This window comes from Vreelandella sp. F11, assembly GCF_042466685.1.
Classification (GTDB): Bacteria; Pseudomonadota; Gammaproteobacteria; order Pseudomonadales; family Halomonadaceae; genus Vreelandella.
The window spans coordinates 1849236-1870345 of sequence record NZ_CP170448.1 but is presented as its reverse complement, the minus strand read 5'-3'; the positions used below and the strand labels follow the sequence as shown (position 1 = coordinate 1870345).

Below are 21110 nucleotides of genomic sequence, written 5' to 3'. Positions count from 1 at the left end.
AAGATTTCCTCAGAGGTTCAGTTCAAGCGGCTGTTGGGCAGCATGCGGATGCTCGTCGCCAGCGTACACTTTCAATTTCGTGTACATGGCACGGCCCAAAGGACCTTTCGGCAACATGCCTTTAACGGCAGACTCAATGATACGCTCGGGCGCATGATCAAGCATTTTGTCGAATGTCATAGAGCGCAGACCGCCCGGGTAACCAGTGTGGCGGTAGTAGGTTTTAGCCTTCGCCTTATTACCGGTTACGTGGACTTTCTCTGCGTTGATCACGACGATGTAGTCGCCAGTATCAACGTGAGGGGTAAATTCGGGCTTATGCTTGCCACGTAGGCGGCGAGCAATCTCGGTTGCCAGACGACCGAGCGTTTTGTCCGTAGCGTCGACTACATACCAGTCGCGCTGGACGGACTGCGGCTTAGCACTGAACGTCTTCATGGATGAAATCACCAGATTAAATGTATTGGGTGACTTACACCGTTGTACGGCGAAGCACCATCCCTATTCTTTTTGGTTGCTGACTTACACCAGCAACATGCAGCGAGGCGGCATTCTACAGTAAGGCTGCTGACAAGTTAAGCCGTTTCGTGACTTTTTTACTGAGCCGACACCCCTCAAGGCTTGTGCGCCAGTGCCAGGTACTCCTTGGACTGCATCTCCTGGAGGCGAGAGAGAGTCCGCTGGAACTCAAACGTTAGCTTTCCATTGCTATAAAGCTCTTCGATCGGCGCTTCTGCGGACATTAGCAGCTTCACGCCGCGATCATAAAACTCGTCCACCATATTAATAAAGCGGCGCGCCTGGTCATCCTGCCTGGCCCCCATACGCTTTACATTGGAAACCAACACCGTATGGAACTCACGGGCCAGCTCAATATAGTCATTTTGACTACGCGGCCCATCACAGAGCTCAAGAAACTCAAACCATGCAACGTCATCATGCAGCTGGCGCGTTTTAAGTACGCGATGATTTACCTCTAGCGACGCGTCTGACTCCCCTTCGTGGCCGGCAATTTCCCGAAAGCTACGCGCTAACTCACTCTCAGCCGCCTCATCCAGCGGTGAATAAAAGATCGCCGCCCGCTCTAACGCCCGGAGCCGATAATCAACCCCTGAGTCGACGTTAACCACCTCACAGTGGCGATTTACCAGCTCAATGGCGGGTAAAAAACGCGCCCGCTGAAGGCCATCTTTATACAAATCATTAGGCACAATATTAGAGGTCGCCACTAACACTACCCCTCGCTCGAACAGCGCCTCCAGCAAATTGGCAAGAATCATCGCATCGGTAATGTCTTTGACAAAAAACTCATCAAAGCAGATAACCCGCGCCTCGGTGGCAAACTTACCTGCGATGAGAGTGAGTGGATTCTTCTCGCCTTTATAGTGGGTCAGCTCATTATGAACGCGCTGCATAAAACGATGAAAATGGGTGCGCATTTTGTCTGGAAAGGGCAAGGCTTCATAGAAGGTATCGACCAAGTAGGTCTTACCGCGCCCTACCCCACCCCAAAAGTAGAGACCCTTGACGCTAGGCAGAACAGGTTCGTCAGATGATGAGAGCTTCTTGCCCATCAACCCAGCCATTTTAGCCTTTAGACCTTTATGGGCGACCAGGGCTTTGGGGGCGGTGGTGGGTGCCGCGACAAGCTCATCATAAAGCCGCTGAAGATGCTTGACCGCCAACTCCTGGGCCGCATCGTATTGAAAATCATCGCGCTCCAAGTCAGCCCGATAGCGCTCTATAGGCGATGCAGGGCGCGTTTTTGACGTTGCCCTACCCGCAGATAATGATGACATGCACTCGCCTCCTACAGCATGTAAGGCAGCAGCCAGCTCAACCACTGGCAACCTCAAGAAGGGTGTGATTATACCTGTAGAGACATCTAAGCGCATGAGCGGATTGACCCAACCGGCTGAGTGACGCCTATAATGGCAGCCTGTTCGATTCTTAAGCTGCTAGCTAAAGCAGCCTAACTGTTATATTCAAGGCGCCAGGGAGAACACTGTGGACGCGAGCTCACCATTAACGTTTGCCATAATCGGTTTTATCGTCGGCCTGATCGTTGGGGCGGTCGCTTTTCGCCTCTTAAGCAAAGGTCAGCGCGAGGCTGCTTCCATGCGCCAAAAGCTGCTCGAACGCGAACACCAGATTGCCGAGATGAAGAGCAGCGTTGGCAGTCATTTAACGGGTATTTATCAACGTCTAAGCAATATCCGCGATGAAGCTAACCAGCTAGAGCTTCAGCTCAAAGAGGACGCCGCGGAGTGGGATATTCGCGACGCTGCTATTCAGCCTAGCCTTGATCTGTCGGGCATCGATTCAACGCGAGAGCAGCAGACAGCGACGGACGCCAGCACCCCTGCCATGCCCCGCGACTACGCGGATGGCAAAGGCGGCACGCTGTCGGAAGACTTTGGCTTGAAGGGCAAAGAGGCAACAGCGCCCCAGCCTCCACGCTACTAAACGACATATGACTGCCCCCGGCATACGCTAGCTGCCTTTCAGGGTACTGACAGCGTTATGCCGGGTTATCAATATCCACAAAGCGGTGCTCAACGCCGTACTCATCACTTAGCCACTCGCCCAGCGCCTGAACCCCATAGCGCTCGGTGGCATGATGCCCTGCGGCGATATAGTGAATCCCCATTTCTCGCGCCAAGTGAGTCGTCCTTTCGGATATTTCACCTGAAACAAAAACCTGCGCACCAGCATCAAAGGCGTCAGTGATCATGTCCTGCGCACCACCGGTGCACCAGGCGATGCGCTCAATAGCGCCTACCTGCGGGGCTTCAATAACCAAAGGTTCACGCTGCAAGGTTTGCGCTATTTGCGCCCCCAGCTCATTGATCGAATGCGGCTGCGGCAAACGCCCTGACCACAGCAGCCCCTCCCCCAATTCGCCATCAATACACCCCTCTACCTTCCAGCCAAGACGTCTGGCCAGTTCCGCGTTGTTTCCCATCTCAGCATGAGCATCCAGAGGCAGATGATAGGCTAGCAGGCTGATTCCATTTTCCAGCAGGGTTTTAATCCGCCTCTGCTTCATGCCGGTAATCGCCACGGGCTCGTTTTTCCAAAAGTAGCCGTGATGCACCAGCACCATATCAGCCTGCCAGGCAACGGCTTCATCCAGTAGTGCCTGACAGGCAGTAACGCCTGTCATGACGCGCTTAACCTGCTCGCTACCCGCTACCTGTAAACCATTAATGGTAAAATCTTTAAACTCTGTCGCACGCAACTGATGGTCACAGGCTGCCACTAATTGGTCACGATGAATCATATTGCACCCTTGATTGATTGAACTGCACCCGTGAGGTACTTGCTAAGAAAGTGTTACCATAAAACCATTGTAAAACTCGCTGCTTTTTATCGCGAACAGTGAGACCGACCCGTTAAGGAATTGATCGCATGCGACGCTACGTGCTGCCTTATTTATGGCCTGTTATCACTGGCGTGCTGCTCGCGGTGGTGATTCTCTTCGCACTCCCCGAGCAGCTGCCCAACCCGTTTCGTGACTCGTCGCCTCAAGCCCCCCAAGTCGCCGCGCCGGTCATCTCGACGACGCCAGCAGTGGTAGAGCCCAACCCTAACCGCCCTGCGCCTGAAATTCATCAGGCAGCGCCGCTTTCCCGGAACAAAGGCCCCGTCAGCTATGCTCAGGCAGTGGAGCAAGCCGCGCCGGCGGTGGTAAATATTTACTCATCCCGCATCGTTGAGCGCGACCAGCACCCACTGATGTCAGATCCATTTTTTCAGCAATTTTTTGATAGCCAGGGAGATGACGCTACAACCCATCAACGCATGCTCTCAAGCCTGGGCTCTGGCGTTATTGTCAGCGAGGACGGCTACGTACTGACCAATCACCACGTCATCAACGGCGCTGATGAAATCCAGGTCGCCCTACGTGACGGACGCGAAACCATTGCAGAGGTGATCGGCACAGACCCTGAAAGCGATTTGGCCGTCCTGAGAATCAACCTGGACGACTTGCCGGTTATTGAACTGACAGACTCAGCCGACGTAGCTGTAGGCGATGTAGCGCTCGCGATTGGCAACCCTTTTGGCGTCGGCCAGACGGTCACCATGGGCATCATTAGTGCCACCGGGCGAAATCATTTAGGGTTAAACGCCTACGAAGACTTTATTCAAACTGATGCCGCCATCAATCCAGGCAATTCAGGTGGCGCACTGGTCAACCCCGAAGGCGCCATGGTGGGAATCAATACGGCGATTTTCTCGCGCTCCGGCGGCTCCCAGGGCATTGGCTTTGCCATTCCCGCCAACCTTGCTCACAGCATTCTGGATGAGCTGGTCACTCAAGGGCGCGTCATTCGTGGCTGGCTGGGTATTGAAGCGCAGGCGCTATCACGTGAACTGGCGGCTTCTTTTGGGCTGCAGACACCACAAGGGGTGATCGTCGCCGGCGTAGTCAGCGGCGGCCCCGCCGCAAAAGCAGGCCTGGAACCCGGAGACGTACTCCTTGCCGTCGATGGTCAGCCGATTTTGGATGCCCGTTCGACGATGAGCGAAATTGCCTCAATCCCGCCCGGCACGTCACTACCGCTAACCATTGTGCGCAGTGGTGAGCGGATGGAAATGACGCTGGAAGTGGGAGAACGCCCGCTACCGACCATCCCTATCAATCAAGAGACCCCCGGCCAGCGCGACTCATAGTTTGCAATATGAGCACGCTGGAGTGGCCCTGTATGTATCAGTATCGCTGTATCAGCCGCGGATCCGGTACTCCGCTGAACGGGCGTGAGCCGTTAGTGACTCCCCCCGTGCCAATACCGAGGCGATTTTACCCAGCTCTGAAGCGCCGTCTGCGGAGCAGTGAATAATCGAAGAGCGCTTCTGGAAGTCGTAAACGCCCAGCGGCGAAGAGAAGCGCGCCGTGCCAGAGGTAGGCAGCACGTGATTCGGCCCAGCACAGTAATCACCCAGCGCCTCGGCGGTGTAACGCCCCATGAAGATGGCCCCGGCATGGCGAATATCGTCTAACCATGTATCGGGGGCGGCGACGGAGAGCTCCAGGTGTTCAGGAGCAATCCGGTTAATCAGCGTAATGGCTTCTTGGGCGTCCTGACAGAGCACCAAGGCGCCACGTCGGCGCAGAGATTCACGCACAATCGCTTCACGCTCCAAGCTCGGCAGCAGCTTTTCAATCGCCGCCTCGATGGCATCTAAGTGCTCAGCATCCCAGCTTACCAGGATCGCCTGGGCATCTTCGTCATGCTCGGCCTGAGAGAATAGATCCATCGCCAGCCAATCGGGGTCGGTCAACCCATCGGAAACCACCATAATTTCCGAAGGCCCGGCAATCATATCAATGCCCACCTGACCAAATACCGCACGCTTAGCCGTGGCCACATAAATATTGCCAGGACCGACAATTTTATCGACCCGGGGTACACTTTCAGTGCCGTAAGCAAGCGCTGCGACCGCCTGGGCGCCGCCAATCGTGAACACATAGTCGACACCCGCCAAATGAGCTGCAGCCAACACCAGCTCATTGAGCACGCCGTCCGGCGTAGGCACGACCATAACGATTTCGCGCACACCGGCCACATGGGCAGGGATTGCATTCATTAACACCGAGGAGGGGTAAGCCGCTTTACCCCCCGGAACATAAATACCGGCGCGATCCAGCGGGGTGACTTTCTGCCCCAGCACCGTGCCGTCCGCCTCTTCATATTGCCAGGAATTAGGCTTTTGACGCTCGTGGTAGCGCTTAATCCGCTCGGCGGCACTGGAGAGTGCCTCGCGCTGCTGAGCAGGCAAGTTATTAAAGGCTCTCTCCAACTGTTCGGGCGTTAACGTCAGTTCGCCCATGGAAGTAACAGAAAGCCGGTCAAAGCGATTAGTGGCTTCCACGACCGCCGCATCGCCGTGCTGCTTTACGCTGGCAAGAATCTCTTCTACCCGCGCTTGTACTGCTTTATCAGACACCCCCTCCCAATCCAACAACTCATCAAGCCGGTGGTGAAAGGCAGCATCGCTTGTCGATAGGCGTGAAATCGTAGCAGTCGTCTGTTGGCGTTCACTCATGGGTCACCTCACATCATTCGGCAAGCTGGGTCTGACGCTTTTTGACCGCACTGTCCAAGCGGTCGAGTAGCGGCTTAATGCGCTCATGCTTCATGGTCATGGCGGCTTTATTCACCACCAGCCGGGTGCTGATATGGGCAATAAGCTCACGCGGCTCCATGCCATTTGCCCGCAGGGTATTGCCGGTATCGACGATATCGACAATCTCATCGGCCAGGTTCATTAACGGCGCCAGCTCCATAGCACCATAGAGCTTGATTACCTCGGCCTGGATGCCCTGCTCGGCGTAATAGCGTCGCGCCACGTTAACAAATTTCGTCGCCACCCGACGCCGGGCGCGGGCCGGCAGCTCGCCGGTCACGCCCGCGGTCATCAACTTGCAGCGGGCAATCTCCAAATCCAGCGGCTCATAAAGCCCTTCGGCACCGTGCTCAAGCAGCACATCTTTACCTGCGATACCGACATCGGCCGCCCCCAGCTGAACGTAGGTGGGAACGTCGGTGGCACGGATAATCACCAATTTCACGTCAGGCAAATTGGTGTCAAATAGCAGCTTGCGACTTTTACTTAGATCCTCGGCAGGCGAAATCCCCGCATCGGCTAGCAGCGGCAGTGTCTCTTCCAGAATACGGCCCTTTGAGAGGGCTAAAATCAGTTGCTTACTCATCGTTGGCCCGTCGTTATTCGAATGCAGGGATTCATAGCATAACTTAGCCGGGTATACGGCGAATACGCGCACCCAGCAGCTGCAGTTTCTCTTCGATACACTCGTAGCCACGGTCAATGTGATAGATACGATCCACCAGGGTTTCGCCCTCGGCCATCATGGCCGCAATCACCAGCGAAGCAGACGCGCGCAGGTCGGTGGCCATTACCGGCGCACCGGAAAGCTTCTCGACCCCCTCGATCAAGGCGGTATTACCCTCCAGCACGATATTGGCGCCCATGCGGTTGAGCTCTTGAACGTGCATAAAGCGGTTTTCGAAAATGGTCTCGACCACCCGAGAGTGCCCCACCGCCACGGCATTCATGGCCACGAACTGCGCCTGCATATCGGTAGGAAACGCCGGATAGGGCGCGGTGCGAATATTGACCGCCTTAGGGCGTTTACCGTGCATGTCCAGGGCAATCCAGTCATCGCCACTGGTGACTTCGGCACCCGCCTCTTCCAGCTTGGCAATAACGGCATCCAGGATGTCGGCGCGGGTACGCTTAACCTTCACCCGCCCACCGGTCATCGCCGCGGCAACCAGAAAAGTGCCCGTCTCGATACGGTCAGGCATGACATCGTGTTCGCAGCCGTGCAGCTTCTCGACACCTTCGATGGTGATAGTGTCGGTGCCATGGCCGCTGATGTTAGCGCCCATTTTGATCAAGCACTCGGCCAAGTCGACAATTTCAGGCTCGCGGGCCGCGTTTTCCAGAACGGTTTTGCCATCGGCCAAGGTGGCCGCCATTAGCAGGTTTTCAGTTCCGGTCACTGTCACGGTATCAAAGTAGATAGTCGTCCCTTTTAGTCGACCATCGACCCGCGCGCGGATATAGCCAGCCTCCACGCGAATCTCCGCCCCCATAGCTTCCAAACCACGGATGTGTAGGTCCACAGGGCGCGAGCCAATGGCGCAACCGCCGGGCAGCGACACATCGGCTTTACCGAAGTGGGCAAGCAGCGGGCCCAGCACCAGGATGGAGGCACGCATTTTTTTAACCAGCTCATAGGGCGCGTGGCACTGGGTAACCTGGGATCCATCCAACTGAATACTCAGCTTCTCGCCCATCACCGGCTCAACGCCCATGCGGCCAAGCAGTTCTAGCGTGGTGGTAATATCCTGCAGGTGCGGCAAATTACCAATCACCACGGGGCCATCGGCCAACAGGCTGGCACACAGAATAGGCAACGCCGCATTTTTGGCACCGCTCACCCACACTTCACCGTCTACCGATCCGTTGCCGGTAATGATTAACTTATCCATGGGGCGACCGTTATTGAACGTTTTCCGGTGCAGTTTGCCACTGCGCCGGAGTAAACGTTTTGATGCTAATCGCGTGGAGGGCACCCGAGGCGATCTCATCGCTCAGCGCAGCGTAAACAAGCTGCTGACGTTTGACCGGAGAGAGACCTTCAAAGGCATCGCCAACCGCAATCACCTGAAAGTTACAGCCTTCACCCTGGATATGGAACTGACATCCGTCGATACGGGATTCAAGCAGTGCTTTTACCTCATTGGGTTGCATGACGCAGAGAACTCCTTTGGGGTCATCGTTATTAATGAACGTAATTGGGTCGACATAATAAAGAAAAGCAGTGCGCTTGGCGATGCCGCAGCGTTAAACGGCCAGAGTAGTGGCTGGTTGCTCAATCAAAGCATCCAACTCAGCCAGGGAGGCAAGCCGGTGTAGCGGCGCTGACAAAAGAATGGATTGAACCTGAATACCGCGCTGCCGACAAATGCGCAGCCATTCAAATAGCACGCTAATAGCAACACTGCTGGCTTTTTCAACGCGACTAAAATCTAAACTGATCGTGGTTAGTTCGGTTTGCTTGAGCCATTTAACACCACTGGCGGCCAAGTCGGCCGCCAGGGTGACTTCCACATCGCCGGCCACAAGCAGGGTGGCGTTTTCTTCACTCACCGTGACGCCGGGGCGTGAAAACAGCGCTGTCACGCATCGCCTCCCTGCTCAAGCTCCTCAACGCCCACTTCAGGCGACCAGCCGTCAATAACCGCATCATAGTCACGGCTGTTTTCACGCATGGCTTGATCAAACTGATTGCGGAACGTCAGGCCCAAATTAATGCCGTTAACGATCACATTCACTACCCGCCACTCGCCGTCGGAGAGCCTCAGGCTATAGCTTACGGGGTACACTTGGCCATTGCTGGCCACTACTTCCATAGCCACACTGGCCTGGTCGTCGTAGCGCTGAGCCTGCTGGGAGTCCAGCACTCGTAATTCTTCATAATCAAACGTCACTAAGCCGCGGGCGTAGGTATCAATCAGCGTTTGCCGAAACACATCCACAAAACGACGGCGCTGCTCCGGAGAAGCGTTGCGGAAATAGTTGCCCATCACGCTGGCACCGATATAGCGAAAATCTGCTACTTGATCGAGGTTACTATCCACTAACGCCTCGAGCTCGTTAAGGTTATTGGCATAATAATCCTGACGCCCCTGTAGATCTGCCATCAGCGACTCGACGTTCTCGCGAATCATCGCTTCTGGCGTCTGCGACTGCGCCTGAGACTGCAGTGGCACCATAAACGCTGCCACCATGCTTACCACCAAGAGCCAACGACCCAACATCAAGCTCACTCCATTCATCACCATTATCTCCCTACCCGTTATTGCACTGGGCCCATTATCACACTGGATTCGTGCCTACCATTTAAAACACTAGTTACTCGCCATATTGGACACAAATTGCTGGATAAGTTCTTCCAGCACCAGCGCCGACTGGGTGTCGCGAATGGTGTCGCCATCTTCCAACATCTCAGGGTCGCCGCCCACACTAAGACCAATGTACTGCTCACCCAACAGGCCTGCCGTCAGGATAGAGGCGATCGAGTCTTTGGAAAGCTGACCTTCAAGCTCGCTGTTCAGACTTAGCACAACCCGCGCATCAAACCACTCGGTATCCAGCTCGATTGCTTCCACCCGCCCCACCGTCACGCCAGCCATAGTGACCCTGGCGCGGGGCTTTAAGCTGCCAATATTGGCAAAGTTGGCCTCTAGCTGAAATGACTGCGAGGGCGCAGAGAACGTCAGTCCACTAACACGTAAGCCGAGGAACACGAGCCCCAGGATACCTGCCACCATAAACAGGCCAACACCGAACTCCATGGTTTTACTGCGTTTCATGAAACTGCTCCAGCCATTAAAGGCCGCCAAACATGATGGCGGTCAATACAAAATCAAGCCCCAAAACTGCCAGGGACGAATACACTACTGTGCGTGTCGTAGCACGCGAGATACCTTCAGAAGTCGGCACCAAATCAAACCCCTGAAACACTGCAATCCAGGTCACCACCAGGGCAAATACAGCGCTTTTGATCATGCCGTTACCAATATCATCAACAAAGGCCACGCTGGCCTGCATGTTGCTCCAGTAGGAACCCTCAAAAACGCCTAGCCACTCAACCCCCACCAGGTATCCCCCCCAGATACCCACCACGCTAAACCCCACCGTCAGAATAGGCAGCGACACAAAGCCTGCCCATAAGCGCGGGGCTACCACACGACGCAGCGGATCAACGCCGATCATCTCCATGCTGGTGAGCTGCTCGGTCGCTTTCATTAAACCGATCTCGGCGGTAAGCGCAGAGCCCGCCCGACCAGCAAACAGCAGTGCCGCCACCACTGGCGCCAGCTCGCGCAATAGCGAAAGCGCCACCATTTGACCCAGCGCCTGCTCAGCGCCGAAATCGACCAGAATGGTGTAGCCCTGTAGCGCTAGCACCATGCCGATAAACAGTCCAGACACCAGCACAATAGCTAACGAAAGCACGCCAACAAAGTGCATCTGGTGTAACCATAATCGCCAACCTTCTCGGGAAGGCACCCCCACCGCTGACTGAAATAGAAACACACCCGCTCGACCCAATGCTTCCATTAAGTCGCACCCCCGGCGCCCCAGCCGGGTGATACGCGCGGCGCTGCTAGAGAATTTTGACTGCATTAACCCTGCCCTTTATTTACCCTGCATGTGTGCATTGACGCTAACGTTGCCACCTAACCTCTCTGTCTCATCGGGGGGTCACCCAGAATATCGCGATAAAACGCCTCGGCGGGGTAGTGGAATGGCACCGGGCCATCGGGCTCACCATGGATAAACTGACTAACCCGCGGATCTTCATTGGTATCCAACGTTTGCGGGGTGCCATGAGCCACCACTTGACCATCAGCAATCAGGTAGAGGTAGTCGGCAATGCTCAAGGTTTCCTTGATATCATGAGAGACCACCACAGAGGTGAGCTGCAGCGCTTGATTAAGACGCTTAATCAACTGCACCAATACACCCATGGAGATAGGATCCTGGCCTACGAACGGCTCGTCGTACAGAATCAGCTCCGGATCCAGCGCTACCGCACGGGCCAACGCCACCCGGCGCGCCATACCCCCGGACAGCTCAGCCGGTGTTAAGTGTCGCGCACCGCGCAAGCCGACTGACTGCAGTTTGAGCAATACCAGGTCGCGCACCATGGTATTGGGCAAATCCGTATGCACCCTCAGCGGAAAAGCAACGTTCTCAAACACATCCAGATCGGAAAACAGCGCACCACTCTGAAACAGCATGCCCATCCGCTTGCGTAGCGTGAACAGCGCCTTCCGCGAAAGCTTATGCACATCCTGCCCGTCAATCAGTATTCGCCCACTCTCCGGCGTCAGTTGCCCGCCGATCAGCTTTAGCAGCGTGGTTTTACCGGTACCGCTCGGCCCCATGATCGCGGTCACTTTACCCCGCGGTATGGTCATATTCACACCACGGAAAATTTCGTGATCGCCACGAGTGAAATAGAGCTCTTCAATTTCTATAAAGGGTGCATCTGTCATGGATCAGTTGACTCTTAACGAGGCGTAGCAAAGGCTAGATAGCATACCCTACTTGCTGCCACCGCAGTTAGAAAACAGTGTTTCTAAAACATTATCGAACATCGTACTATAACGCTACAAGACGTTACGGTGCGAATGGCCGCTCCTTATATAGCACGTCAACAGCAGTCGGCTTGAGTAACGACCTCAATTACTGCCTATTAGGGGTATCGAGATGTTATTCTTGGCGGTTACCACTTTGTTCATTTTCAATTGTTAAGAGAAAACGCTATGCGCCAGCCTCTTGCTTCATCCAGCCTACTACGCGAAAGCGCACTGCGTACGCTGCAAATTGAGCAGGCAGCGATCGGGGGCCTCCAGGCTAAACTGGACGAAAGCTTTGACCGCGCCTGCGAGCTGATCCTCGCCTGCCAAGGCCGCGTGGTGGTGACGGGCATGGGCAAGTCGGGGCATATTGCAGGCAAGCTGGCAGCAACACTGGCCAGCACGGGCACACCGGCCTTTTTTGTTCACCCCGGCGAAGCCAGCCACGGCGACCTGGGCATGATCACCCGCGCAGATGTAGTGCTAGCACTGTCTAATTCAGGTGAAACCGCCGAAGTCACTGCTCTACTGCCGCTGCTCAAACGCTTGGGCACACCACTGGTGAGCATGACCGGGCGCCCCCACTCCACGCTTGCCAAACACGCTGACGCCCATCTCAATAGTGGCGTTGAGCGTGAAGCGTGCCCGCTCGACCTGGCTCCCACCAGCTCCACCACCGCTGCTCTCGCCCTGGGCGATGCACTGGCGGTTGCATTACTGGAAGCACGCGGCTTTACCGCTGAAGATTTCGCTCTTTCCCACCCTGGCGGTAGCTTAGGTAAGCGCCTGTTACTGCGCGTTAGGGATCTAATGCACGACGGTGCGCGACTACCCCAGGTCGCACTGGGAAGCCCATTACGCGATGCGTTACTGGAGATCACCCGGCAGGGGCTTGGCTTTACCTGCGTGGTGGATAGCGATGGGCGCCTCGCCGGGGTCTACACCGATGGCGACCTGCGACGCACGCTGGATCAGTTCCATAATCTGCGCGATGTGCGCGTTGACGACGTTATGACCCGGCCAGGTAAACGCATCGGCCCAGACATCCTGGCAGCCGAAGCGGTACGCATCATGGAGGAGAGCCGTATTACCGCGCTCGCGGTGGTCGATGAACAACAGCGCCCTATTGGGGCTCTACATATGCATGACCTGCTCGCCAGCGGCGTTATTTAATCTACCGGCGTTTTACTCCGCCTGGCTTTACGAATTTACTGATATGGAGGCTCTATGTCCCTACCTGCTGCGCTACTTGATCGTCTCCGCCGTGTACGCCTTTTGGCGCTGGATGTTGACGGCGTACTCACTGATGGCCGTCTCTACTTTCAGGCCGATGGAATCGAAATCAAGGCATTCCATACCCAGGATGGTCATGGGCTAAAACTACTCAAACGCGTTGGCGTGCATGTAGCGCTGGTTACCGGTCGTGATTCACCTATGGTAAGTCAACGCGCTGCTGCCTTGGGCATCGACCATGTCCATCAAGGCTGTGAGGACAAACTGGCGACCCTGCGCGGGCTTTGCCAGCGCCTCGATATCGAGCTGGAGCAGGTGGCCTATTGTGGTGACGATCTACCCGACCTAGCGGCCATTAAGCGTTGCGGTGTCGGTATTACCGTCCCTAATGCACCGGATTATATGCATACTCACGCCGACTGGATCACCGAGCGTCTGGGTGGCCACGGTGCAGTGCGCGAAATCTGCGATACGCTGCTTGAATCCCAAGGGCACTGGGGCGCGGTGCTTGACACCTACCTCCACGGCCGCACGTAAATGATTAAGCGCTTTAAAGTGCATATCTGGTTAGCTGGGCTGGTCATAGCGCTGGGGGCTCTACTGGTATGGCTTGACCCCCGCGGGCCGCAAGACACCAGCATCGATCCAGAAGCGCAGGCTCAAGAGCCAGGCCACGTATTGGAAAATGCTGAAATCACTCTATTTGGTGATAATGGCAACGTCCTGCAGTCGCTGAAAACCCCGCGCCTTATCCATACGCCTCAGCAAAGCGAAACCTGGACAGAAGAGCCCGAAGCGCTGCTTTACGACAATGAGGATCGTCAATGGCTGGCTAGCGCGGATGTAGGCACGCTCAATACCGCCACCCAGTCGCTGCTGCTGTCAGGCTCGGCACGTTTGATAGCACCCGATGAAGGTTGGCAGCTAGATACCGAGCTATTGCATTATGATGGGGTAACTCAGCATGCCTGGAGTGATACACCGGTCATGCTGCAGCAACCGCCCCAGCAAATGAGTGCTTCACGTATGGACGTGTGGCTTAACGATAGCCGGGTTCGCCTAACGGATAATGTACGCGGTACACACCCCCCGGCCAAGCAATCTAGAGAGGAGTCGCCATGAAAGCACTTGTTTACACCGCCCTTTTTGCGCTCGCGATGCCGCTAACAGCGCTGGCCCAAACCTCACAGCAGGCGCCTATTGAAGTAGAGGCCGACCGCTTGGATCTCGACCAACGGGCGGGTACCGCCGTTTATAGTGGAGACGTGGACATTCGCCAGGGCGAAATGCAGCTGCAGGGCGAGCGGGTAGAGATCAAACGTAACGAGGCTGGTGAGCTCTCAACAGCAACAGCCACCGGTGAGCGCGCCTATCTGCGCCATCAGGGTGAAGGCCAGGACGGCCCCACCGAGGGTTGGGCACGGCGGATCATTTATCACGTTGCGGAACGCCGCGTCGAGTTGATTGACCAAGCCGAATTGACCCAACAAGAGGATAAATTTACCGGCGGGCGTCTTGAGTATTTTATTGACCGTGAAGTGATTCAAGCACGCTCTGACGTTGACGGCAGCGAGCCCCAGCGCATTCGAATGACCCTTCAGCCTGAACAATAGGGAGCCAAGCTGTGGCCACTGCTGACACTGCGCCGATCAAAACCCTTTATGCCCACCACCTGGCTAAAAGCTACAAACGGCGTCGGGTGGTTAAAGATATTAACCTAGAGATCTGCCAAGGCAGCGTTGTGGGCCTACTTGGCCCGAATGGTGCAGGCAAAACCACCTCGTTCTATATGATTGTCGGGCTGGTAAAATCCGATGCTGGCAAAGTAGGCATCGATGATGTGGACTTAACCCGCGCCCCCATGCACGAACGCGCCGCGGCGGGCATCGGCTACCTCCCTCAAGAGGCGTCTATTTTCCGCAAACTTTCGGTTGCCGATAATATTATGGCAATCCTCGAAACCCGCAAAGAGCTTAATCGCAGCGAGCGGGAGCAGCGCCTGGAAGCGCTGCTCGAAGACTTTCATATCACTCATATTCGCGACAATCTAGGCATGAGCCTTTCAGGCGGTGAGCGCAGGCGAGTCGAAATAGCCCGCTCGCTCGCCACCGAACCCGCTTTTATTTTACTGGATGAGCCCTTTGCGGGCGTAGACCCCATTTCGGTAGGCGAGATTAAAACCATCATCCGTGCGTTGAAGCAGCGCCATATCGGTGTACTGATCACCGACCACAACGTGCGTGAAACCCTGGATATTTGCGATATTGCGTATATCGTCGGTGATGGGCAAATCATTGCCAGCGGCTCACCAAGTGCCATTCTCGATAATCAGAAGGTCAGAGACGTATATCTGGGTGCTGATTTTCGCCTTTAAACTAATCAACTGTGCCTACAATCACCACCTGCCCATAAACCTATTTTTTGGCTCTGTAAATAGCGCTCTGCAACAACTTTACTACCAATGGCATGCTTATTGCACTTGCACCAGGCACTCACTCGCACTAGTGTGGAGCCTTCTGATTAACGAGTGGTTCTCAGATGGTCATGAAAGCTTCTCTCCAACTGCGTATCGGCACACAGCTGACCATGACGCCCCAGTTGCAACAAGCGATTGCGCTGTTGCAACTCTCGACGCTGGATCTTCGTCAAGAAATTCAGCAGGCTCTAGATGCCAATCCCATGCTGGAGCAGGAGGATGAATTTAGTGAGCAGGCTGTCAGCGAGCCTAAGGAAGAAGAGTGGTCAGAGAGCATCCCTACGGAGCTCTCGGTAGATAGCGACTGGTCCGATACCTATCAAGATATGGGTAGCCAGGGAGGTAGCAGCAGCGAAGGCCCCGATTTTGAACGCCAAGCGGCCGGACAGAGCCTACATGGGCACCTGCTGTGGCAACTTGCCATGACCGACTTCAGCGCCCGCGAGCAGCTTGTCGCGGAGAGCCTAATCGACGCACTAGATGCAAACGGCTACCTGACTCAGCCACTTAACGATATCCGTGAAGGCCTACGAGCCCAGGGTATTGATGGGCTTAGTCAGCGGGAAGTGGAAACCACACTGCTTAAGCTGCAGCAGTTTGAGCCAACCGGCATATTTGCCCGCGACTTGCGTGAATGCCTAATGCTGCAGCTTGCCGCTCTTCCCGACGATACGCCGCTGCTGGTACCCGCCCGCCGCCTAGTGCGTCAGTTTCTTGAAGCGCTCGGCAAGGATGACATGCGCCTGCTGAAACGCCGCCTAGGGCTCGACGACGAACAGTTGGCCGATGTCATTCTACTGATTCGCAGCCTGGATCCTCGCCCAGGCAGCGCCTACGGCGACACCGACGACAGCTATGTGACCCCCGACCTAGTCGTCCGCCACGATAACGAAGGCTGGCATTTGGAGCTCAACCCTGAGGCCCTACCACGGCTGCGTATTCAGCCCGACTACGCCAGCCTGATTAAGCGTGCGGACAAAAGCGATGACAACCAGTTTCTCAAAGAGCACCTCCAGGAAGCGCGCTGGCTGATCAAGAGTCTCTCCAGCCGTAACGATACGCTGCTGCGGGTGGGTCGTGAAATCATCACCCGTCAGATTGGCTTTTTAGAGCACGGCGAAGAGGCCATGAAGCCGCTGATACTGGCAGATATCGCTGAAGCCGTTGAGATGCACGAATCGACTATCTCACGGGTAACGACGCAGAAATATATTCATACCCCACGCGGTGTATTTGAGCTCAAGTACTTTTTCTCCAGCCAAGTGAGCAGCCAGGATGGCGACAGCCACTCCAGTACCGCCATCCGCGCGCGGCTCAAAAAACTCATTCAAGAGGAGCCCCCTGGCAAACCGCTTTCTGACAGCCGCTTAGTCACGCTATTAGGCGAAGGGGGGGTGCAGGTAGCGCGTCGCACGGTGGCTAAATACCGCGAAGCCATGGGCATCCCCTCCTCCAGCGAACGGCGCCGTTTACGCTAGACCCTGATGCCGTTTAAGGGAAACTCTCGACAAGGGCTTTGCAACGCGGCAAAAAGGGTTACAATCGAAGTACAGTCCGATGGATAAGGAGTACGTCAATGCAAGTTAATATCACTGGTCATCACGTAGAACTGACTGACGCCTTGCGTGACTATGTCAACGAAAAACTTGAGCGTGTAGAGCGCCACTACGACAATATAACCACGGTGCAAGTCACCTTATCAGTGGAGAAAGAGCGCCAGCAGGCCGCCTGTACGCTGCACGCCGCAGGCGCGGATTTACATGCGGAAGCCATGGACAGTGATATGTACGCCGCTATCGATGCCCTAGCGGACAAAATCGACCGTCAACTCGTTAAACATAAGGAAAAAGCACAAGCTCGCGCCCAAGGCGCAGGCGTGCGTTAATTCAATGACGTTGGAAACCATACTCCCCCCGGAACGCGTTCTGTTTGACGTACCCGGGGGCAGCAAAAAAAGGGTGCTGGAGTTTTACAGCACCTTTATTGCCCAAAATATTCCCAGCCTGGACAGCCAAGAAGTGTTTAGCCGTTTAATCGGCCGTGAGCGCTTGGGCAGTACGGGTATTGGTAACGGTGTGGCTATCCCCCATGCGCGTAGCCCCCACTGCACAGCCCCTATCGCTGGCTTTTTAAAACTGTCAGAAGCGATTGATTTCGACGCTATCGACGGCGACCCGGTAGACCTGGTGTTTGTTCTGCTGGTGCCCGAAGAAGCAGATGACACGCACCTCTCACTGCTTGGCCAAGTAGCCACCATCATGAATGATGCGGACACACGCCAGCAACTGCGTAAAACGGCCAGTCAACGTGAACTTCTTGAGCTCATCACCGCCAAAATTCGTGAGCAATCAGCAGCCTAATCGATCTTAAAGTCTGCTTGAGGCTCATCGCGGCAGGTTTATTTTTGGCTCGCCCCCTTCAAATGCAGCATGGCCAAGGCAGAGAGACTCTATGCAACTGGTGATCATTAGCGGCCGCTCCGGGTCAGGTAAATCCATCGCTCTGCAGGCGCTGGAAGATCTTGGCTACTACGCGATTGATAACCTTCCCGCTATGTTGCTGGGATCGCTGGTGGACGAAATACGCGACCAGGGTGACCGCACCCATTTGGCGGTCAGCATTGATGCCCGTAATTTGCCAGGCGCGCTAGAGCGCCTGCCCGCTTTGTTGGAAGAGCTACGCCAGCGTAAAATCGACTTCCAGGTTATCTACCTGACCACCGATGCGCGCATACTGCTCGAGCGCTACTCCGCTACTCGGCGACGCCATCCGCTGACCCGGGATAGTGAGATGACGCTGGAAGAGGCGATCAACAAAGAAGAGGAGACGCTGGAGGATATTCGCGATCTGGCCGATCTGTTGATCGATACATCTCGTTTATCGGTGCACGATTTACGCCGTCGCATTACCGACCAGGTCGCGCATCAGCGGAGCGATAAGCTTACGCTGACACTCGAGTCGTTTGGTTACAAACGCGGCGTGCCGTTAGACGCTGACTTGGTTTTCGATGTGCGCTGCCTGCCGAACCCTTATTGGGATCCGACGCTGCGCCAGTTCACAGGTCGCGACGCTGACATTGTGGCTTTTCTAAGCAGCTACCCGATCGTTGACGCCATGAGCAATGACATTCTGGGCTGGCTGGAGCGTTGGCTACCCGCTTACCAAAATAGCCAGCGTAGCTACATGACCATCGCGATTGGCTGCACCGGTGGCCAACACCGTTCGGTTTACATGGTCGAGAAGTTAGCGGAAAAGTTGGCTCCCTGCATGGGCGAAGTACAACTGCGCCACCGCGAGCTGGGGTTACACTACACCTTAAGCAAGCAGTCAGCCGCCACCCTCGTCAGCTCTGCTCCAACTAACGAGCGACCAGAGACCTCTTAAACGCGTCTATCCATTAATGACACCACTCGGCGAAAAGGAACCAGGGTGCCAGAACGAACACTCACACTCACCAATCAACGCGGGCTACACGCTCGCGCGGCGACAAAACTGGTCAAATGCGGTCAACAGTTTTCGGCTAAAATACATGTTTACAAGCAGAATCAGGTCGCTGACGCCGCCAACATCATGTCGTTGCTGATGCTGGCAGCCCCTTGCGGTACAGAGCTGAAGATCAATGCCGAAGGCGATGATGCCGAACAGGCGCTTGAAGCGATTCAAGCGCTGTTCGACGCCCGCTTTGAGGAGGATCAGTAGCCGTATAGCTTGTGCTTGCTAGTCCCCCGCCACGGTCATGGCATCAATCAACCAGCTACCCGTGTGAACACTGCCGCGGGTATCGGTGTCATCACCAATGCCGACGAGGCCAGTGAACATCCGCTCCAGGTTACCGGCAATGGTGAACTCTTCAACGGGGTACTGCACCTTCCCGTTTTCGATCCAAAAGCCTGCGGCCCCCCGGGAGTAATCGCCGGTGACGCCGTTGACGCCCTGCCCCATCAGTTCCGTCACCCAAATCCCCCGCCCCATCTCCTGCAGCAGACTTTCGCGTGATTGCAGTGGCGCCGCCAAACGCACATTACGCGCTCCTCCGGCATTGCCAGTGGTATGCATGCCAAGGCGACGAGCACTGTAGGAAGAGAGCATATAGCTGGCAATGCGTCCCTGGTCGATAAAGCGATTATTACGCGTTTGCACGCCCTCACCATCAAACGGCGAGCTGGCCATGGCGCCAATTTCCATCGGTCGCTCTTCTAGGCTAAACCAGTCCGGAAACAGCGGTGTGCCGAGCCGGTCACACAAAAACGAGGCCTGACGGTAGAGCGCACCACCAGCCAATCCACTGAGAAGGTGACCGATTAACCCGCTGGCCAGCGAGGGGTCAAACAGCACCGGGAAGGTGCCCGTGGGTGGGCGTTTAGCGCCAAGCCTGCGCAGCGTGCGAACTGCGGCTTCGCGCCCTACCTCCGCGGGGTCACGCAGCGCCTTGGGGTCGCGGGCAGAAGTGTAGTCGTAGTCGCGCTGCATACCGCTGGCGTCTTGAGCTATCAGCATGCACGAAAGTGAGTGGCTACTGCCCTTTTGGGTACCTAAAAAGCCGTGGCTATTGGCATAAACGCGCACCCCTTCGCCACTGGAAAGAGACGCGCCATCTGACTGGGAGATACCTTCTACGTCACGCCCCGCCTGCTCACAGGCAAGCGCCAGCTCGATCGCCTCGTCCGTAGTGAGCGCCCAGGGGTAGTGCACTTTAAGATCGGGCAGCTCGGTGGCCATCAGCGCGGCATCGGCCAGCCCTGCGGCCTTATCTTCACCGGTATAGCGGGCAATCGAGAGCGCTTTCTCTACGGCGGCCTGAATCGAGGCACTACTGGCATCAGTGGAAGAAGCGCTGCCTTTACGCTGGCCCACGTAAAGCGTGACGGCTATGCCCTGGTCGCGGGATAACTCAACCGTTTCAACTTCGCCAAGGCGCACGCTAATGCCGATGCCCTGATCAACGCTTGCACCCACTTCGGCAGCATCAGCGCCCAAGCGCTTCGCCAGTGCTAGCGCCTCTTCGGCTCGGGCGGTCAAAAGCGACTGCTGCGCGGTTGCATCAAATGCCTGTGCCATACGGCCTCCTTTTTCAACCGAATGTCTCTCAACTGAATGTCTTTCAAGAGAGTCTCTTCGGTGAATCAATGTTGTACTCGCAGCTGGTATAATCCCGCCACGAATCTTGTCTGTGAGTCACACTATGCGTAAGCAACGTCCCGATCCCGTAGAAACAGAAGAGCAGGAAGAACGCCCTAGCAAGTCGCAACTCAAACGCGAAATGCATGCCTTACAGGCACTTGGGGAAACCTTAATCGCCATGCGACCGGCGGAACGCGCCCGTTTCCCCCTCTCTGACGATATGCTGCGTGCTATCGAGGAAACTGCGCGCATTCGCTCCCACGAAGGTCGCCGTCGCCATATGCAGTATGTCGGCAAGTTAATCCGTAAAGAGGATCTCACCGCCATTCAAGCCGTGTTCGATTCCATCGACCAAGAGCAGGAGCAGCGCGACCACGCGTTTCACCGCCTGGAAAAATGGCGGGAACGCTTAATTGATGAGGGCGATCCTGCTGTCGACCTGTTTATGGCGGAGCACCCCGATGCCGACCGCCAGACCCTGCGTCAATTGATTCGCAACGCCCAGCGGGAACGCGAGCAGGGCAAACCACCCACCAGCTCGCGCAAGCTATTCAAACACCTGCGCGAAACCCTCTCTCTTTAAAGGCGGCTCA

At 55.8% G+C, this 21110-nt stretch carries 26 protein-coding genes; 13 read left to right on the top strand and 13 right to left on the bottom strand.

Annotated elements, in window-relative coordinates:
* Positions 1-9 precede the first annotated feature (9 nt).
* Together rplM and zapE are read right to left on the bottom strand one after the other, a co-directional pair.
* Positions 10-438 carry a 50S ribosomal protein L13 gene (gene rplM, locus ACFIOZ_RS08425; protein ID WP_022523919.1) on the bottom strand — a complete coding sequence of 143 codons (429 nt, stop codon included), beginning with the start codon at positions 436-438 and terminating at the stop codon, positions 10-12.
* Between the two features lie 176 nt (positions 439-614).
* Positions 615-1799, bottom strand: coding sequence for a cell division protein ZapE (gene zapE, locus ACFIOZ_RS08420; protein WP_386083237.1), 1185 nt, complete (start codon positions 1797-1799; stop codon positions 615-617).
* Positions 1800-2007: 208 nt separating this feature from the next.
* Here zapE and ACFIOZ_RS08415 point away from each other — a divergent pair, with 208 nt between their 5' ends.
* Entirely contained in the window at positions 2008-2466 is a 459-nt protein-coding gene (locus tag ACFIOZ_RS08415) for a YhcB family protein (protein WP_386083236.1), read from the top strand.
* A gap of 55 nt (positions 2467-2521) precedes the next feature.
* Here ACFIOZ_RS08415 and ACFIOZ_RS08410 read toward each other — a convergent pair whose 3' ends face one another.
* On the bottom strand, positions 2522-3283 hold the full coding sequence (locus ACFIOZ_RS08410) for a Nif3-like dinuclear metal center hexameric protein (RefSeq protein WP_386083235.1): 762 nt from the start codon (positions 3281-3283) through the stop codon (positions 2522-2524).
* A gap of 128 nt (positions 3284-3411) precedes the next feature.
* Between ACFIOZ_RS08410 and ACFIOZ_RS08405 the strand changes: the two genes are divergently transcribed.
* Positions 3412-4677 carry a Do family serine endopeptidase gene (locus tag ACFIOZ_RS08405; RefSeq protein ID WP_386083234.1) on the top strand — a complete coding sequence of 422 codons (1266 nt, stop codon included), beginning with the start codon at positions 3412-3414 and terminating at the stop codon, positions 4675-4677.
* Between the two features lie 51 nt (positions 4678-4728).
* On the opposite strand, the gene hisD is transcribed toward ACFIOZ_RS08405, so the two are convergent.
* From hisD to ACFIOZ_RS08360, 9 genes are all read right to left on the bottom strand, one after another.
* A complete protein-coding gene (gene hisD, locus ACFIOZ_RS08400; RefSeq protein WP_386083232.1) occupies positions 4729-6051 on the bottom strand; it encodes a histidinol dehydrogenase in 1323 nt (440 codons plus the stop codon).
* A 13-nt stretch (positions 6052-6064) separates the two neighbouring features.
* The gene (hisG, locus tag ACFIOZ_RS08395; RefSeq protein WP_386083231.1) at positions 6065-6718 is read right to left on the bottom strand and encodes an ATP phosphoribosyltransferase; all 654 of its coding nucleotides are present in this window, start codon (positions 6716-6718) and stop codon (positions 6065-6067) included.
* Positions 6719-6761: 43 nt separating this feature from the next.
* Positions 6762-8024: a UDP-N-acetylglucosamine 1-carboxyvinyltransferase gene (gene murA / locus ACFIOZ_RS08390; protein ID WP_386083230.1), complete on the bottom strand. Its 1263-nt coding sequence runs from the start codon at positions 8022-8024 to the stop codon at positions 6762-6764.
* Positions 8025-8034: 10 nt separating this feature from the next.
* A complete protein-coding gene (locus ACFIOZ_RS08385) occupies positions 8035-8286 on the bottom strand; it encodes a BolA family protein (RefSeq protein WP_007114696.1) in 252 nt (83 codons plus the stop codon).
* A gap of 93 nt (positions 8287-8379) precedes the next feature.
* Positions 8380-8718, bottom strand: a complete 339-nt coding sequence (locus ACFIOZ_RS08380) for an STAS domain-containing protein (protein WP_386083229.1) — start codon at positions 8716-8718, stop codon at positions 8380-8382.
* Positions 8715-9356, bottom strand: coding sequence for an MlaC/ttg2D family ABC transporter substrate-binding protein (locus tag ACFIOZ_RS08375; protein ID WP_386083227.1), 642 nt, complete (start codon positions 9354-9356; stop codon positions 8715-8717). Before ACFIOZ_RS08375 ends, ACFIOZ_RS08380 begins: the two co-directional genes overlap by 4 nt.
* Before the next feature lie 90 nt (positions 9357-9446).
* A complete protein-coding gene (gene mlaD / locus ACFIOZ_RS08370) occupies positions 9447-9911 on the bottom strand; it encodes an outer membrane lipid asymmetry maintenance protein MlaD (protein ID WP_386083226.1) in 465 nt (154 codons plus the stop codon).
* Positions 9912-9927: 16 nt separating this feature from the next.
* A complete protein-coding gene (mlaE, locus tag ACFIOZ_RS08365) occupies positions 9928-10728 on the bottom strand; it encodes a lipid asymmetry maintenance ABC transporter permease subunit MlaE (protein WP_386083225.1) in 801 nt (266 codons plus the stop codon).
* Positions 10729-10781: 53 nt separating this feature from the next.
* Positions 10782-11603, bottom strand: coding sequence for an ATP-binding cassette domain-containing protein (locus ACFIOZ_RS08360; RefSeq protein ID WP_386083224.1), 822 nt, complete (start codon positions 11601-11603; stop codon positions 10782-10784).
* Positions 11604-11873: 270 nt separating this feature from the next.
* On the opposite strand from ACFIOZ_RS08360, the gene ACFIOZ_RS08355 reads away from it, so the two are divergent.
* The 10 genes from ACFIOZ_RS08355 (at position 11874) to ACFIOZ_RS08310 (ending at position 19095) form a co-directional block, all read left to right on the top strand.
* Positions 11874-12860: a KpsF/GutQ family sugar-phosphate isomerase gene (locus tag ACFIOZ_RS08355; RefSeq protein WP_144814771.1), complete on the top strand. Its 987-nt coding sequence runs from the start codon at positions 11874-11876 to the stop codon at positions 12858-12860.
* A 54-nt stretch (positions 12861-12914) separates the two neighbouring features.
* Positions 12915-13457 (top strand): KdsC family phosphatase, encoded by a 543-nt coding sequence (locus ACFIOZ_RS08350; protein ID WP_386083222.1) that lies wholly within the window; start codon positions 12915-12917, stop codon positions 13455-13457.
* Positions 13458-14042: an LPS export ABC transporter periplasmic protein LptC gene (gene lptC, locus ACFIOZ_RS08345; RefSeq protein ID WP_386083221.1), complete on the top strand. Its 585-nt coding sequence runs from the start codon at positions 13458-13460 to the stop codon at positions 14040-14042.
* A complete protein-coding gene (gene lptA / locus ACFIOZ_RS08340; RefSeq protein ID WP_386083220.1) occupies positions 14039-14533 on the top strand; it encodes a lipopolysaccharide transport periplasmic protein LptA in 495 nt (164 codons plus the stop codon). Before lptC ends, lptA begins: the two co-directional genes overlap by 4 nt.
* Positions 14534-14544: 11 nt before the next feature.
* Positions 14545-15294: an LPS export ABC transporter ATP-binding protein gene (lptB, locus tag ACFIOZ_RS08335; RefSeq protein WP_386083219.1), complete on the top strand. Its 750-nt coding sequence runs from the start codon at positions 14545-14547 to the stop codon at positions 15292-15294.
* 164 nt (positions 15295-15458) lie between these two features.
* Complete coding sequence (locus ACFIOZ_RS08330; protein ID WP_386083218.1) at positions 15459-16874, top strand: RNA polymerase factor sigma-54; 1416 nt, start codon at positions 15459-15461, stop codon at positions 16872-16874.
* A 98-nt stretch (positions 16875-16972) separates the two neighbouring features.
* Positions 16973-17281, top strand: coding sequence for a ribosome hibernation-promoting factor, HPF/YfiA family (hpf, locus tag ACFIOZ_RS08325; RefSeq protein WP_088698565.1), 309 nt, complete (start codon positions 16973-16975; stop codon positions 17279-17281).
* 4 nt (positions 17282-17285) lie between these two features.
* The gene (locus tag ACFIOZ_RS08320; RefSeq protein ID WP_386083217.1) at positions 17286-17756 is read left to right on the top strand and encodes a PTS sugar transporter subunit IIA; all 471 of its coding nucleotides are present in this window, start codon (positions 17286-17288) and stop codon (positions 17754-17756) included.
* Between the two features lie 91 nt (positions 17757-17847).
* Positions 17848-18780, top strand: a complete 933-nt coding sequence (gene rapZ, locus ACFIOZ_RS08315) for an RNase adapter RapZ (protein ID WP_386083215.1) — start codon at positions 17848-17850, stop codon at positions 18778-18780.
* Between the two features lie 45 nt (positions 18781-18825).
* On the top strand, positions 18826-19095 hold the full coding sequence (locus tag ACFIOZ_RS08310; protein ID WP_088698562.1) for an HPr family phosphocarrier protein: 270 nt from the start codon (positions 18826-18828) through the stop codon (positions 19093-19095).
* Positions 19096-19113: 18 nt separating this feature from the next.
* Here the strand turns inward: ACFIOZ_RS08310 and pmbA are convergent, their stop codons facing one another.
* Positions 19114-20454 carry a metalloprotease PmbA gene (gene pmbA, locus ACFIOZ_RS08305; protein ID WP_386083214.1) on the bottom strand — a complete coding sequence of 447 codons (1341 nt, stop codon included), beginning with the start codon at positions 20452-20454 and terminating at the stop codon, positions 19114-19116.
* Between the two features lie 124 nt (positions 20455-20578).
* On the opposite strand from pmbA, the gene yjgA reads away from it, so the two are divergent.
* On the top strand, positions 20579-21100 hold the full coding sequence (gene yjgA, locus ACFIOZ_RS08300) for a ribosome biogenesis factor YjgA (RefSeq protein WP_386083213.1): 522 nt from the start codon (positions 20579-20581) through the stop codon (positions 21098-21100).
* The last annotated feature ends 10 nt before the right edge of the window (positions 21101-21110 follow it).